Annotated in this window: 13 protein-coding genes; 6 read left to right on the plus strand and 7 right to left on the minus strand. The window is 73.4% G+C overall.

Going from position 1 to position 13,473, the window contains the following annotated elements; genetic code table 11:
• The first annotated feature begins 29 nt into the window (after positions 1-29).
• Positions 30-395, plus strand: a complete 366-nt coding sequence (locus ACLF3M_RS26600; protein ID WP_430660022.1) for a TIGR02300 family protein — start codon at positions 30-32, stop codon at positions 393-395.
• Positions 396-716: 321 nt separating this feature from the next.
• On the opposite strand, the gene ACLF3M_RS26605 is transcribed toward ACLF3M_RS26600, so the two are convergent.
• Positions 717-1,562, minus strand: a complete 846-nt coding sequence (locus ACLF3M_RS26605) for an amidohydrolase family protein (RefSeq protein WP_430660023.1) — start codon at positions 1,560-1,562, stop codon at positions 717-719.
• Between the two features lie 38 nt (positions 1,563-1,600).
• Here ACLF3M_RS26605 and ACLF3M_RS26610 point away from each other — a divergent pair, with 38 nt between their 5' ends.
• Positions 1,601-2,596: an NAD(P)-dependent oxidoreductase gene (locus ACLF3M_RS26610; protein ID WP_430660024.1), complete on the plus strand. Its 996-nt coding sequence runs from the start codon at positions 1,601-1,603 to the stop codon at positions 2,594-2,596.
• Between the two features lie 33 nt (positions 2,597-2,629).
• On the opposite strand, the gene ACLF3M_RS26615 is transcribed toward ACLF3M_RS26610, so the two are convergent.
• The 4 genes from ACLF3M_RS26615 to ACLF3M_RS26630 are packed head-to-tail and all read right to left on the minus strand — an operon-like array spanning position 2,630 to position 6,037.
• Entirely contained in the window at positions 2,630-3,796 is a 1,167-nt protein-coding gene (locus ACLF3M_RS26615) for an MFS transporter (RefSeq protein ID WP_430660025.1), read from the minus strand.
• On the minus strand, positions 3,793-4,335 hold the full coding sequence (locus ACLF3M_RS26620) for an MOSC domain-containing protein (RefSeq protein ID WP_430660026.1): 543 nt from the start codon (positions 4,333-4,335) through the stop codon (positions 3,793-3,795). The genes ACLF3M_RS26615 and ACLF3M_RS26620 overlap by 4 nt, the downstream gene beginning before the upstream one ends.
• A complete protein-coding gene (gene rlmN, locus ACLF3M_RS26625; protein WP_430660027.1) occupies positions 4,332-5,507 on the minus strand; it encodes a 23S rRNA (adenine(2503)-C(2))-methyltransferase RlmN in 1,176 nt (391 codons plus the stop codon). Before rlmN ends, ACLF3M_RS26620 begins: the two co-directional genes overlap by 4 nt.
• Positions 5,504-6,037: an invasion associated locus B family protein gene (locus tag ACLF3M_RS26630; RefSeq protein ID WP_430660028.1), complete on the minus strand. Its 534-nt coding sequence runs from the start codon at positions 6,035-6,037 to the stop codon at positions 5,504-5,506. Before ACLF3M_RS26630 ends, rlmN begins: the two co-directional genes overlap by 4 nt.
• An 83-nt stretch (positions 6,038-6,120) precedes the next feature.
• On the opposite strand from ACLF3M_RS26630, the gene ACLF3M_RS26635 reads away from it, so the two are divergent.
• Positions 6,121-7,362, plus strand: a complete 1,242-nt coding sequence (locus ACLF3M_RS26635; protein WP_430660029.1) for a methyltransferase — start codon at positions 6,121-6,123, stop codon at positions 7,360-7,362.
• Between the two features lie 2 nt (positions 7,363-7,364).
• Here the strand turns inward: ACLF3M_RS26635 and ACLF3M_RS26640 are convergent, their stop codons facing one another.
• Both ACLF3M_RS26640 and ACLF3M_RS26645 read right to left on the minus strand, forming a co-directional pair.
• Positions 7,365-9,893: a PAS domain-containing protein gene (locus ACLF3M_RS26640; RefSeq protein ID WP_430660030.1), complete on the minus strand. Its 2,529-nt coding sequence runs from the start codon at positions 9,891-9,893 to the stop codon at positions 7,365-7,367.
• Between the two features lie 105 nt (positions 9,894-9,998).
• Positions 9,999-10,799, minus strand: coding sequence for an SDR family NAD(P)-dependent oxidoreductase (locus tag ACLF3M_RS26645; RefSeq protein ID WP_430660031.1), 801 nt, complete (start codon positions 10,797-10,799; stop codon positions 9,999-10,001).
• 66 nt (positions 10,800-10,865) lie between these two features.
• On the opposite strand from ACLF3M_RS26645, the gene ACLF3M_RS26650 reads away from it, so the two are divergent.
• The 3 genes from ACLF3M_RS26650 to ACLF3M_RS26660 are packed head-to-tail and all read left to right on the plus strand — an operon-like array spanning position 10,866 to position 13,466.
• Positions 10,866-11,435, plus strand: a complete 570-nt coding sequence (locus ACLF3M_RS26650; RefSeq protein WP_430660032.1) for a carboxymuconolactone decarboxylase family protein — start codon at positions 10,866-10,868, stop codon at positions 11,433-11,435.
• Positions 11,432-12,481 carry an amidohydrolase family protein gene (locus ACLF3M_RS26655; RefSeq protein ID WP_430660033.1) on the plus strand — a complete coding sequence of 350 codons (1,050 nt, stop codon included), beginning with the start codon at positions 11,432-11,434 and terminating at the stop codon, positions 12,479-12,481. Before ACLF3M_RS26650 ends, ACLF3M_RS26655 begins: the two co-directional genes overlap by 4 nt.
• Before the next feature lie 16 nt (positions 12,482-12,497).
• The gene (locus ACLF3M_RS26660) at positions 12,498-13,466 is read left to right on the plus strand and encodes a Bug family tripartite tricarboxylate transporter substrate binding protein (protein WP_430660034.1); all 969 of its coding nucleotides are present in this window, start codon (positions 12,498-12,500) and stop codon (positions 13,464-13,466) included.
• The last annotated feature ends 7 nt before the right edge of the window (positions 13,467-13,473 follow it).

A 13,473-nucleotide genomic window follows, 5' to 3' on the forward strand; every position in this document is an offset into this window, starting at 1 on the left:
GCCCGGGCGTTTGACATGCAGGGCGCAAAGTGGCAATCGCGCCCACCCTCTACAGCACGGCATCCTCCTCCATGGCCAAGCCTGAACTCGGACTGAAGCGTGTCTGCGTGTCCTGCGGGACGAAGTTCTACGACCTGGCGCGCGCGCCGGCGGTCTGCCCGAAATGCGGCACCGAGCAGCCGGCCGAGCAGCCGAAGCTGAAGCGCGCCCCCGCGCCCGTGGATGACCGCCTGAAGAAGCGCCCCGCGCCCGTCGAGGCCGAGGGCGAGGACATCGAGGTGGCGGCGGACGAGGAGGGCGACGAGGCGCTGGAGGATGCCGAGGAGCTCGAGGACGACGCCGAGACGCTCGGCGAGGACATCGAGGTCGAGACCGACCGCGAGGAGGAGACCTGACCCGCCACGGCCGGCGGCTGCGTCGCCGGGCCCCGATGGCGTCCGTGCCGGCTGGGCGCAGAAAGCCCTCTCCCCCGCTTATGGGGGAGAGGGCAACTACCCGCATCCGGGTCTGACAACGCATGGGCGCTTTAGCGTTTTAGGATTTTAAGCTTTTAGCCCTAAAATCACGTCCCGGCGCGGACAAACCGGGCGCTCCCCGGCCGGAAGCCTATCGCCGCGGGCAAGCGGCCCTTCAGATGCGATTGTCAAAGACCATGGGCCGCCAGACGGCAGCCCCGGGCCATATGAACATATTCCTTCACGCGGCGTCCAGCCCAATCAGCTGAAGCCGTAGAGCCGCGCCGGGTTGTCCGCCAGGATGGATTGCCTGAGCGCCCGTTCAGGCACCCAATCCGCCAGCGCCTCCAGCAGCGCGGCGTCGTCCGGGATGGCCTCGGCGTTGGGATGCGGCCAGTTGGTGCCCCAGACCAGACGCTCCGGCGCCGCCGCGGCCAGCGCGCGGGCCAGCGCCCCCGCCGCGGCGGGATCGGCCTCGTTCAGGCTGTAGGGCGAGGACAGCTTCACCCAGCCCCGGCCCGACTGCAGCAGATCCATCACGACGGCCCAGGCGGGATGCGCGGCCCAGCCGCGGAGCGGCAGTTGCGCGAAATGGTCGAAGACGACCGGCACCGGCGAGGCGCGCAGCACCGCGCCGAGGCTCGCGATCAGATCGGCCGAGGCGAAGATCTGCAGGTGCCATCCGACCTCGGCGAGGCGCCGTGCCAGCGGCGCGACATCGGCGGGGCCGAGCGGGATGCCCTGCACGAGGTTGGCGCGCGCGCCGACCACGCCGCGCGCGGCCATCGCGCGGAGTTCGGCCGGCGGCGCGTCGGGCGGCACCACCGCCACCATCCGGGCGCGCGCGCCCGCCGCCTCCAGCGCGGCCAGGTGCAGCGCGTTGTCGAAGCCATAGGTCGAGGGCTGCACCAGCACGTGCCGCTCCACGCCGAGCCGCGCCATCAGACGGGCGTGGTCGGCGAGCGTCGCGGCATCGTGCGGGCGGGCGCCGGGGGCCACGGGAAAGGCGGGGTCGTAGACATGGTGGTGGCAATCCACGGTGCCGGGCGGGACGGCGATGCGCGGCCTGGCGGTGCCGGCGGTGAAGGGAATGGCGGTGTCGGTCATGCGGGGTAGTGTAGCGGTCATCGGGGCGGAGACGAGCCATGCGGGTGTTCCTGGCGCATACGCCGGAGATGCGGGCGAACTACTACGGCGACCGCGCGCTGGCCGCCCTGCGCGAGGCCGCGGAGGTCGTGACGCATGAAGGCGAAGCGCCGCTCTCTGGCGCCGCGCTCGCCGCCGCCGCCGCGGGCTGCCACGCCATTGTCGCGGACCGCGCGACGCCGGGTACCGCCGAGACCTTCGCCGGCGCGCCCGACCTCGTCGCCTTCCTGCGCGTGGCGGTGGATGTCTCCACCATCGACATCCCGGCGGCCTCGGCGGCCGGCGTGCTGGTGACGCAGGCGCGGCCGGGCTTCGTGGACAGCGTGGCGGAGCTCGCGGTCGGGATGATGGTGGACCTCGCGCGCGGGGTGTCGGGCTATGCCGCCGACTTCCACGCGGGGCGCGTGCCGGTGCCCTTCATGGGCCGGCAGCTCGCGGGGCGGACGCTCGGGCTGATCGGCTATGGCCGCATCGCGCGCCGCATCGCCGCGATCGCGCAGGCGATGCGCATGCGCGTGATCGCGCATGACCCGCTTGCCGCGATCGAGGGGGCGGAAGCCGTCACCCTGGAACGATTGCTGGCGGAATCCGACGTGGTCATGCCGCTCGCCGTGTCGAACGACGCGACGCGGCACCTCGTCAACGCGGCGACGCTGGGTGCGATGAAGCGCGGCGTGCTGCTGGTGAACCTCTCGCGCGGGCAGCTCGTGGACGAGCACGCGCTGGCGGCCGCGCTCGACAGCGGCCAGGTCGCGGCGGCGGCGATGGATGTCGGCATGGCGCCGGACCAGTGGCCGAGCCCGGGGCTGGCCGCGCATCCCCGCGTGGTCGCGACGCCGCATATCGGCGGCCTGACGCCGGAGGCCGCGGAGCACCAGGCCATGGACACGGTGCGCCAGGTCGCCGCGCTGGCGGCGAAGCGCCTGCCGGAGGGCGCGCTGAACGCCGCGGAGGCGCATCGCCTCGCGCGGCTCGGCATCAACGCGCGGGGATAGCGCCTGATCCGCCAAGGCGGATCGCCGTGGCGATTACGCCGCAGGGCGCGGCAGCACCCAGCGCAGGATCGCGACGCCGAGCGCCAGCGTGCCGAACGCCGCGGTCCAGAAGCCGGCCGCGAAACCGGCCAGGCCGATCAGCGTGCCGAACACCAGCGCGCCGAGGCTCTGGCCGATGAAGAGCGACATGGCGAAGCCCGCGACGGCGGTGCCGCGGGCCTCGGGCAGGGCTTCCGTCGCGCGGGCCTGCAGCACGCCGTGCAGCAGGAAGAACAGCAGGCCCATCAGCGCGGTCGCGACCGCGATCACCGACCAGTGCGGCGCCATCGCGATCGCGGCGAGCATGACGAAGAGCCCCGCCGAGCCCGTCATGACGAGCCGCCGCTCGCCGAAGCGCTTCACCATCCAGGGCGCGGCGCGGGTGTAGACGAAGGAGCCGAGCCCGAAGCCCGCGCCGATCAGCCCGGCCTCTGCCGGGGAGCGGTGATGCAGCTCGATCAGCGCCGAGCCGATGAACGGCATGGCGCCGCCGAAGAGCAGCAGCCCGTCGGCGCCGGTCGCGAGCATCAGCCGCCGCGTCGCGGGCTTGCGGAACAGCGTGACGAAGCCGCCGAGGCCGAGCGCGCGGCCGCCGCGGCCGCCCGCCTTCCAGGCCGGGCCGATCAGGACGCCGAAGACGGCGGTGATCGCCGCGGCGGCGAGGCCGAGGACGAGGAAGGCGCCGCGCCAGCCCGAGGCCTCGGCCACCACGCCGGAGACCGGGCCGGCCATGAGCTGCGCCACCACCATCCCCGTCAGGAAGCGCCCGAGCGTCGCCTGGCGCTGGTCGTAGGGCACGTTGTCGCCGATATGCGCCATGAAGAGCGGGATGGTCGCGGCGGCGAAGGCGCCGGAGGCGACGCGCAGCGCGAAGAGCGCGCCGAAGTCGGGTGCGACGGCCGCGAGCAGCAGCGTCGCGGCATAGAGCGCGAGCGCGACGGCGGCGACGCGCAGCTTGCCCAGCGCATCGCCGATCGGGCCCGCCGCGAGCTGGCCCAGCGCATAGCCGATGGCGAAGCCGCCGATCAGCTGCGCCGCCGTGCCGAGCCCGACGCCAAGGTCGCGCGAGACCATCGGCAGCAGCGGATCGAGCATCCGCATGCCGCAGCCCACGGTGAAGGCGGCCATGGCCATCAGCCAGACCGGCGGCGTGATCGTCATACCGGCAGGAGCGGCTCGTGCGGCGTCGGCGGCAGTTCGACCGCGATGGGATCGCCGGGCGCGACATCGCCGCTCTCCAGGATCACGGCCATGACGCCGGCCTTGCGGATCAGGCTGCCATCGACGGCGCGGTCGAGCGTCGCCGCCATCAGGCCCGGCGCGAAGCCGTCGAGCTGGGAGCAGGGGTTGCGCAGGCCGGTGATCCCGACCAGCGCGGTCGCGCCGAGCCTAAGGCGTGTGCCGCGCGGCAGCGCCAGCAGGTCGAGGCCGCTCGTCAGCACGTTCTCGCCGATGTCGCCGGGCCGGACGGCGAAGCCCTTCGTCGCGAGCTCGTCGAGGAGCTCGGCGTGCAGCAGGTGGAGCTGGCGGAGATTGGGCTGGGTGGGATCGCGTCGGACGCGGGAGCGATGCTTCACCGTGGCGCCGCAATGCGCATCGCCTGCGACGCCGAGGCCGGGCAGCAGACGGATCGAGAGGCGGATGGGCTTGGAGAAGGCGTGGGTCGGGTGGGATGAGACGGCGAGGACCCGCACGCTCACGCCGCGTCGGCCTTCGCGCGCTTCGTCCTCTCGCTCTCGGTCTTGAGCTGCCCGCAGGCCGCGAGGATGTCGCGGCCGCGCGGGCGGCGGATCGGGCTCGAATAGCCCGCCGCCGTCACGATCTCGGCGAAGCGCTTCACCTGGTCTGGCTTCGACGTCAGATACGGGCTGCCCGGCCAGGGATTGAAGGGGATCAGGTTCACCTTGGCCGGCAGGCCCTTCAGCAGGCGCACCAGCTCCTTCGCCTCGGCCTCGCTGTCGTTCACGCCGCGCAGCATGACGTATTCGAAGGTGATGCGCCGCGCGTTCGTCGCGCCGGGATAGCGGCGGCAGGCCGCCATCAGCTCCTCGATCGGATACTTGCGGTTCAGCGGCACGATCTCGTTGCGGAGCTCGTTGGTGACGGCGTGCAGGCTGACCGCGAGGTTCACGTTCAGCTCCGCGCCGCAGCGGTCCATCATCGGCACGACGCCGGAGGTGGACAGCGTGATGCGCCGGCGCGACAGGCCGAGGCCTTCGTGGTCCATCACGATGCGCAGCGCCTTGGCGGTATTGGCGTAGTTGTAGAGCGGCTCGCCCATGCCCATGACGACGATGTTGGACAGCAGCCGCGGCGTGCCGTCCTTCGGGCTCGGCCATTCGGCGTAGCTGTCTCGCGCGGCCATGAACTGGCCGACGATCTCGGCCGCGCCGAGGTTGCGCACCAGCTTCTGCGTCCCGGTGTGGCAGAAGGTGCAGGACAGCGTGCAGCCGACCTGGGTCGAAATGCAGACCGCGCCGCGATCCTCCTGCCGGTCGGGGATGTAGACCGTCTCGACCTGCTGGCCGTCGCGGAAGCGGAACAGCCATTTTCGGGTGGTGTCCGCGCTGGTCTGTTCCGTCGCGATCTCGGGGCGCCCTACCACGAACTTCTCGGCGAGCTTTGCCTGCATTGGCCTGGCGATGGTCGGCATCCGGGAAAAATCGGTCTCGCCCTGGTGGTAGATCCAGTGCCAGAGCTGGCGCGCGCGGAAGGGCTTCTCGCCGATCGCGACCATCTCGGCCTCGAGCTCCTCGCGCGACAGGCCGACGAGGTCGCGGCGGCCGTCGGGCAGCGCCGCGGTCGGCGGCGCGAAGAGCGCGGCCTTGGCGAGGATGCGGTCGCGTTCCGCTGACGTCAGGTCGTCGCTCACCTGCGCGCCGCCGCCGGGCATTCCCGGGAGATCGCGTCATAGGCCGCCGCGAAGCCCGCCAGCGGGAAGGTGTCGGTCACCGCCGGCCGCCCCGGGGGCCCGGGGCTGCGCACCACCGCATCGCGGCCGTTGCGGAAGGCGGCGATCAGCTGCGACCCGTTCTGGAAGAAGGCGCTGGACTGCACGACGCCATAGGACCTGAACTCGGTGCTGCCGACGCTCAGCACGGCCTCCGAGGCGCGGGGATAGGCATAGCCGACCGAGACCGCGACCTGGTCGCGGCCGGCCTGGCGGTGCGTCACGGTCAGGGTGACGGGGCCGCGGTTGCCCGGGCCGTTCTCGCTGCGGGCGGCGCGGGCGAAGGCGTAGCACACCTTCTGGCCGTTCTCGTTGTGGGTGGCGGCGATCCAGGACCCGAAGGTGCCCTGCCCGATGCGCTGCGGCTGCTCGCGCTGCGCCTGCTGAGCGAAGCCCGGATGGGACAGCCCGGCGGCCAGGAGGGCGACGGCAAGGATCGGCTTGCGGGACATGGCGGCTAGATACGGCGCCCCCCGCCTGTGGACAACCGGCCGTCTTCCGCCCCCGGCGCGGCACGCCTATGCAGCAATTCACGATGACAGACACCACGGACCGGCAACTCGCCGCCCAGTACGAGGCCTACCCCTACCCCGCGCGCGACCCCCGCGACGAGGCGAAGCGGCTGATCGTCGGCAGCCCGTCCCACCTGCGGGAAGTGGATCACTGGATCTTCGGCGGGCGCCGGCCGGCCTCCCGCCCGCTCAATGCGCTGATGGCCGGCGGCGGGTCGGGCGACGGGACGATCATGCTGGCGCAGCAGATGGCCTCCCTCGGCCGGCCCGGGCGCGTCACCTGGCTCGACCGCTCGGCCCAGGCGCGCAAGGTCGCCGCCGCGCGGGCCGCGGTGCGCGGGCTGGAGAATGTGGCGTTCGAGGAAGGCTCGATCCTGGAATTGCCGCGGTCGGGGCTCGGGCCCTTCGACTACGTGGATTGCTGCGGCGTGCTGCACCACCTGCCCGACCCGGCGGAGGGGCTGGCGGCGCTGGTCGGCGTGCTGGCGCCGGGCGGCGGGATCGGGCTGATGGTCTATGCGCCGCATGGCCGCACCGGCGTCTACATGATGCAGGACGCGCTTCGGATGCTCACGCCGCCCGGCGAGGATCCGGCCGCGCGGGTGGATGTCGCCAGGCGCGTCTGGAAGCAGGCGCCCGAGACCGCCTGGCTGCGCAGGAACCCCTGGATAGACGACCACATCCGCGGCGGGGATGCCGGCCTCTATGACCTGCTGCTCAACCCGCGCGACGTCGCCTTCACCGTGCCGCAGCTCGCGCGGCTGGTCGCAGGCGCGGGGCTGCGCATCGCCTGCCTGGTGGAGCCCGCGCGCTACGATCCCGACCTCTGGCTGACCGACCCGAAGCTGCGTGCGCGCACCGCGGGGATGGATCCCGTCGCGCGCGCCGCGCTCGCCGAGGCGCTGTGCGGCAACATGGGCATCCACATCGCGTATTGCGTGCGCGAGGGGGACCCCGTCGCCGCGCCGCCCTGGGAGGACGAGGCGACCATCCCCGTGCTGCGCGAGATGGACGGCGCGAAGCTGGCGCAGGGGCTGCAGGGCGGCGTGCTGCCGGTGAGCTGGGACGGGCTGCGCGCGATGCTGCCGATGCCACCGCTTGCCGCCGCGCTGCTGAGGCGCATCGACGGCCGGACGAGCTGGGCGGAGATCACGGACGCGCTGGTCGCCGCCGGCGCCTCCGCCGAGCAGGTCGCGCGCGACCGCGCGGCGCTGGTTGCGACGATGGAGCGGATGAACCGGCTGCTGGTGGCGGCGAGGGATTAAGCCTAGCCGCAGGCCGCGACGTGCCGCGCGGGCAGCGCCATCAGCACGGTCAGCCCCTCCGGCTCCGACCAGTCGAAGACGACCTCGCCGCCCAGTTGCCTCTCCGCCAGCGACAGCAGCAGGCGCGAGCCGAAGCCGCGGCGCAACGGGGGGCCGCTCAGCCTCGGGCCGCCGCGCTCCTGCCATTCCAGGCGCACCGCGCCGTCCTTGTCGAGGCACCAGGACAGCGTCACGCGCCCGCCCGGCGCGGACAGGGCGCCGTGCTTGGCGGCATTGGTCGCGAGCTCGTGCAGCAGCATCGCCACGGGCTGCGCGGCATCCGGCGCGAGGCGCAGCTGCGGGCCATCCAGCGCGACATGGTCGCCATGGGTGGCGAGCTCGCCTTCCGCGAGCCCCTGCAGGTCGGCACCCGACCAGCGGCCCGCGGCCAGCAGGGAATGCGCGCGCGCCATCGCGGCGATGCGGCCCGTGACGGCGGCGGCGAAGCCCTCCGGCGGCAGGTCGCGCGGCGCGAGCTGCACGACGGACAGCGCGACGGCCAGCGCGTTCTTGGCGCGGTGGTCCACCTCGCGCATCAGCAGGGCCTGGCGTTCCTCCGCCTCGCGCGTTGCGGTGACGTCGAGGCTGATGCCGACCACGCGCGCGGGCCGGCCATCGGGCCCCGGCAGCGCGCGGCCGACCAGGTGCACCCAGCGCAGCGCGCCGTCGCTGCGGCGGCGCACGCGGTATTCCGTGGTCATGGTGGCATTCGCCTCGTCGCCGGCGATGCCGGCGTCGCGCAGGCGTTCGAAGAGCAGGGGCTTGTCGCGGTCGGCGGGCTCGATCATCGCGCGCAGTTCCTCGGGCAGAGGCGGCGGGCCGGCGGGGTCCAGGCCGTGCAGGCGGTATTCCTGCTCGGACCAGGTCGCCCTGCCGGTGATGAGGTCGCGCTCCCACACGCCGATCCCCGCGGCCTCCTGCGCAAGCCGCAGCCGGCGCTCGCTCTCGCGCAGCGCTTCCTCCGCCAGGCGGCGCGCCGTCACGTCCACCACCGCGCCCGACATGCGGACTGGCCTGCCGTCCCGGCCGAACTCGGCCCGGCCCTGGGTGTGCAGCCAGCGCAGCGAGCCGTCCTGCGGCCAGATCACGCGGTAATCCGACTCGTAGATGCCGGGCGGGCCGGCCAGCGCGCGCATCACCGCGCCCTGCACGGCGGCGCGGTCCCCGGGGTGGATCGCGGCGTAGAGTGCGGAGAGCGAGGCGATCGCGCCCGGCGGCAGGCCGTACAGCGCCTCGCGCCCCGGTGAGCCCGTGAGGTGATCGGTCGCGGCATCCCATTCCCAGGTGCCGATGCGCGCCGCGGCGACCGCGCGGGTGAAGCGGCCTTCGGATTCATGGAGCGACATCGCGGAGCGCGTCAGCGCGTCGCGCGCGGCGGCCACTTCCTGCACCCGCGCCGGCGCGCGCGGCGGCAGCGGGTTGCCCTCGGCCAGGCGCAGCGCGTCCTCGCCCAGCGCCGCGACCTCCGCGCCGAGCCGCCGGCCGAGCAGCAGGGCGGCGCCGACCGCCACCGACAGCGCCGCCGCCGCACCCAGCCCCGCCGCGGTCAGCGCGCGGCGCAGCGGCGCGTCGAGCACCGCCCGCGGCGCGCCGAAGGCGACGGTCAGCGGCGCCGTCTGCAGCCGGCGCAGCGCGGCATAGACGGGCTCGCCGTCCAGCGTCGTGCCGGAAATCAGGGCCGAGACCATGCCGGGCCGGGCCAGCGCGTCCCGCACTTCGAGGGTGACGGGGCTGCCGACGAAGCGTGCCTCGTCATGGCTGCGCGCGACGAGCACCCCGCCGCGGTCGATCAGCGAGGCGGTGGTGCGCGGCACCGCCGCCTCGGCGCGCAGCACGCGCCCGAGGCTCGAGGAGGTGAGCCCGGCACCGAGGAGGCCGACGACGCGGCCGTCCTGCCGCAGCGGCAGCGCGACCACGATCGTCCAGTCCGCCAGCGGGCCGCGCAGCAGGTCGCTGACGTAGAAGGGACCTTCGGCGATCTCGCGGCGGATCTGCTCGCCCGTGGGCGGGGTCCCGATAGGCCGCGGCGGGAAGCGGGTGGCGGTCAGCGGCGGCGCGGGCTGGCCCGCCGGCACCAGCGTGTTCACCACCGGCACGACGCTGTCGGGGGGCACCAGCCAGACCGCGGTCAGCGCATCCGGCCGCGCCTCGATCAGGGCCCGCGCCTGCGCGCGGAAGCCGGAAGCGGCCGCGCCGCCCGCGCCTTCGGTGATCGCGGCGACCGCGGCCGGCGCGGTGGCCAGCGCCTGCAGCGCCGTGATGGTCAGGCCGAGCTCGCGGTCGATCGCGATCTGCAGCATCTGCGCCGTGCGTTCCAGACTGCGCAGCGCCTCGTCCCGCCTGCCCTCCGCGGTCCAGAGCACCAGCGCGGCGGAGAGCGTGACAAGCGGCAGCGCGACGGCCAGGACGAGGCCGAGCAGATGGGCGCGGAAGCGGCGCGGCGAGCCGCTGTCGGGGGCGGCCCTCGGCCGGTTGCTCGGCGCAGACGCCAATCGCGGCGCTCCGGATCGCGTGATGCTCGGCGGGCCGGACACCCGCCGCGTCGCACGATCCGATCCTAGACTGCGCCCCGGGCGCAAGGAACCCGGACGATCGGTTCAACCGCAGCGCACGCTCATCCCGCCATCCACGACAAGTTCCGTCCCGGTGACGAAGCGCGCCTCCTCCGACGCGAGGAAGAGCACCGCCGCGGCGGTGTCGCGTCCGTCGCCGGCGAAGCCCATCGGGATGCGCGCCAGGCGCTGCTTCACCAGCGCCTCGACGTTGCCCCCGGCGCGCTGGCCGGCCAGCCGCGCCTCGACCATCGGCGTGTGCATCTGGCCCGGCACCACGGTGTTCACGCGGATCCCCTTCGCCGCGTACTGCACCGCGACGACGCGCGAGAGCTGGATCACGCCCGCCTTCGACGCGGCATAGGCGACCTGCGCCGCGCCGGTGAAGCGGATGCCGGACGTGGACGCAAGGTTCACCACCGCGCCGCCGCCCTGCTTCTCCATGACCGGCAGGACGTGCTTCAGCATCAGGAAGACGGACTTCAGGTTGGTGTCGATCTGCAGGTCCCAGACCTCCTCCGCCATCTCGACCGGGCCGCCGGCGGCGCTGCCGCCGACATTGTTCACGAGGACGTCGATGCGGCCATGCGTCGCGGCGATGTCGGCGACCATGCCCGCGATGGCGGCGTGGTCGGTGACGTCGAGGATGCCGGGATGGAAGCGGCCGCCCTCGGCGGCGATGCGTTCCGCGGTTTCCGTCATGGAATCGGGGTCGCGGTCCAGGCCGATGACCGTCGCGCCTTCGCGCGCCAGCCCGACCGCGATGGCCCGCCCGTTGCCCCAGCCCGGGCCGACGCAGCCCGCGCCGGTAACCACTGCGACCTTGTCCGCGAAGCGCTGCGCCATGCCCGACCTCCCCTGCCTTTCCACTGCTGGCCGCGCTGCCTATACCGGGCCGCGGAGGAGACGGACATGGCCCGACTGGAGATGCTGCCGGAAGAGGCGATGAGCCCCGCGCAGAAGGACGCCGTGGCGGAGGTCGTCGCCGGCATCCGCGGCCGCGTCCCCGCCCCGATGATCGCCTGGCTGCGCAATGTGGAGCTCGCCAACCGCGGCCAGCGCCTGGGCGAGCTGCTGCGATTCAAGACAACGCTGGAGCCCCGCATCTCGGAGCTCGCGATCCTGCTCTGCGCGCGGCACTGGACGTCCCATCACGAATGGACCGCGCACAAGCGCGAGGGGCTGAAGGCCGGGATGGACCACGAGGTGATCGCGGCGATCGCCGCGCGCCGCGCGCCGGTGCTGCGCGACGAGCGGGAGCAGGTGGTCTACGACATCGCAACGGTGCTGCTGCCGAAGGGGCGCATCCCGCAGGCGCTGTACGACCGCGGCATCGCGGTGCTGGGCGAGCAGGGGATGGTGGAGCTGGTCGCGATCCTCGGCTTCTACTGCATGGTGTCGCTGACGCTGAACGCCTTCGAGCTGGGGATACCGGGCAGCATCGTGCCGGAGTTCGAGGATCCTGAGTTTCCGGCGCCGTGAGCACGGCATCGCATGTACGCGAGGACTGGCTGGCGACGACGGTCGAGCCGGCGATCGAGCCCGCGCTGCCGATCGTCGATCCGCATCATCACCTCTGGGATTCACCGGGACGGTACGACCGTCCGGGCTGGCGGTACCTGCTGGACGAGCTGCTGGCCGACGTGACGGGCAGCGGCCACGACATCCGCGCGACGGTCTATGTCCAGTCCACGCGGTCCTTCCTGCGCGCTGACGGGCCGGAGGCGATGCGCGGCGTCAACGAGACGGAGTTCGCCAACGGCGTCGGCGCGATGTGCGCCTCGGGCCGCTACGGCGCGATCCGCGTCTGCGCGGGGATCGTCGGCGTCGCGGACCTGCGGCTCGGCGATGCCGTGCGGCCGGTGCTGGAGGCGCATATCCGCGCGGGCGGCGAGCGGTTCCGCGGCATCCGCGACATCGCGACCTGGGATCCCGATCCCGCTCTGCTCAACCCCGCCTACACGCCGCCCGAGGACATGCTGAACAGCCCAGGCTTCCGGGCCGGCATCGCGCAGCTGCACGCGCTGGGGCTGAGCTTCGACGCCTGGCTGTATTTTCACCAGATCCCGCGCCTGGTGTCGCTGGCGCGCGCCTTCCCCGCGCTGCCGATCGTGCTGAACCACTGCGGCGGGATCCTCGGCATCGGGCGCTATGCCGGCAGGCGGGAGGAGGTCTTCGCGGCGTGGTCGGCCCATCTGCGCGACCTCGCGACCTGCCCGAACGTGATGATGAAGCTCGGGGGGCTCGGGATGCGCCTGCCCGGCTTCGGCTTCGAGGAACGCGGCCGCGCGCCGAGCTCCGCCGAGCTGGCGCAGGCCTGGAAGCCCTGGATGGAGACGATCATCGAGCTCTTCGGCGCGTCGCGCTGCATGTTCGAGAGCAACTTCCCCGTGGACAAGGGCGGCTTCGCCTATGGCATCGGCTGGAACGCGATGAAGCGCATCGCATCGGGCGCGAGCGAGGCCGAGAAGGCCGACCTGTTCCGCCGCAGCGCCGCGCGCTTTTACCGCCTGCCGGGCCTGGACTGACAAGGGAGAGAACGAGATGAAGCGTCGCACCATCGCCGCCGCAGGGCTCTGCGCCGTGCTGGCCAGACCGGCCCTGGCGCAGGACGGCTTCCCGAACCGGCCGGTCCGCTTCGTCGTGCCCTTCGCGGCCGGCGGCCCGTCCGACATCGTCGCGCGGATCCTGACGCCGCGCATGGCGGCGACGCTCGGCCAGCCCGTCGTGGTGGAGAACCGCGCGGGCGCGGGCGGCGTGACGGGCGTGGACGTCGTCGCGAAGGCCGCGGGCGACGGCTACACCTTCGGCATCGGCAGCGCCGGCGGGCTCGCGATATCGCCCAACCTCGGACGCGCCACGCCGTACAACCCGATGACGGACCTCGCGCCGCTCACCCAGGGCGTGCTGGTGCCGGAGCCCGTGGTGGTGCCGGCGGCCTCGCCCTTCCGCACGCTGGCGGAGCTGGTCGCGGGCGCGAAGGCGCGGCCGGGTTCGCTGAATTTCGGCTCCACCGGCAACGGGTCCATGCCGCACCTCGCGGCGGCGCAGCTGCTGGCCGCGGCGGGGATCGAGGCCGTGCACATCAGCTACAATTCCGGCGGGCAGCTCGCCACCGCGATCCTGCGCAACGAGGTGCAGTTCGGCTTCGCGGACCTGCCGGTGCTGCTGTCCAACATCCAGGCCGGCAGCCTGCGGGCGCTGGCCGTCGGCACGCCGCAGCGGCTGTCCTGGCTGCCCGACGTACCGACCTTCATCGAGGCGGGCCATCCCTCGGTGGACGCGAGCAACTGGCACGGGCTGGTGGCGCCGGCGCGCACGGCGCCGGGACCGCTGGCGGCGCTGCGCCGCGCCGCGATCGCGGCCCTGCAGGACGAGGAAGTCCGCCGCCTGCTGCACGACCAGGGCGCCATCCCGGGCGGCGGCAGCCCCGAGGAATTCGGCGCCTTCATCGCCAGCGAGAACCGCAAATGGGCGGAAGTCATCCGCCGCAACAACATCACCGCGGACTGACCCGCGA

The sequence above is a fragment of the Falsiroseomonas sp. HW251 genome (genome assembly GCF_050563545.1).
Lineage (GTDB): Bacteria > Pseudomonadota > Alphaproteobacteria > Acetobacterales > Acetobacteraceae > Falsiroseomonas.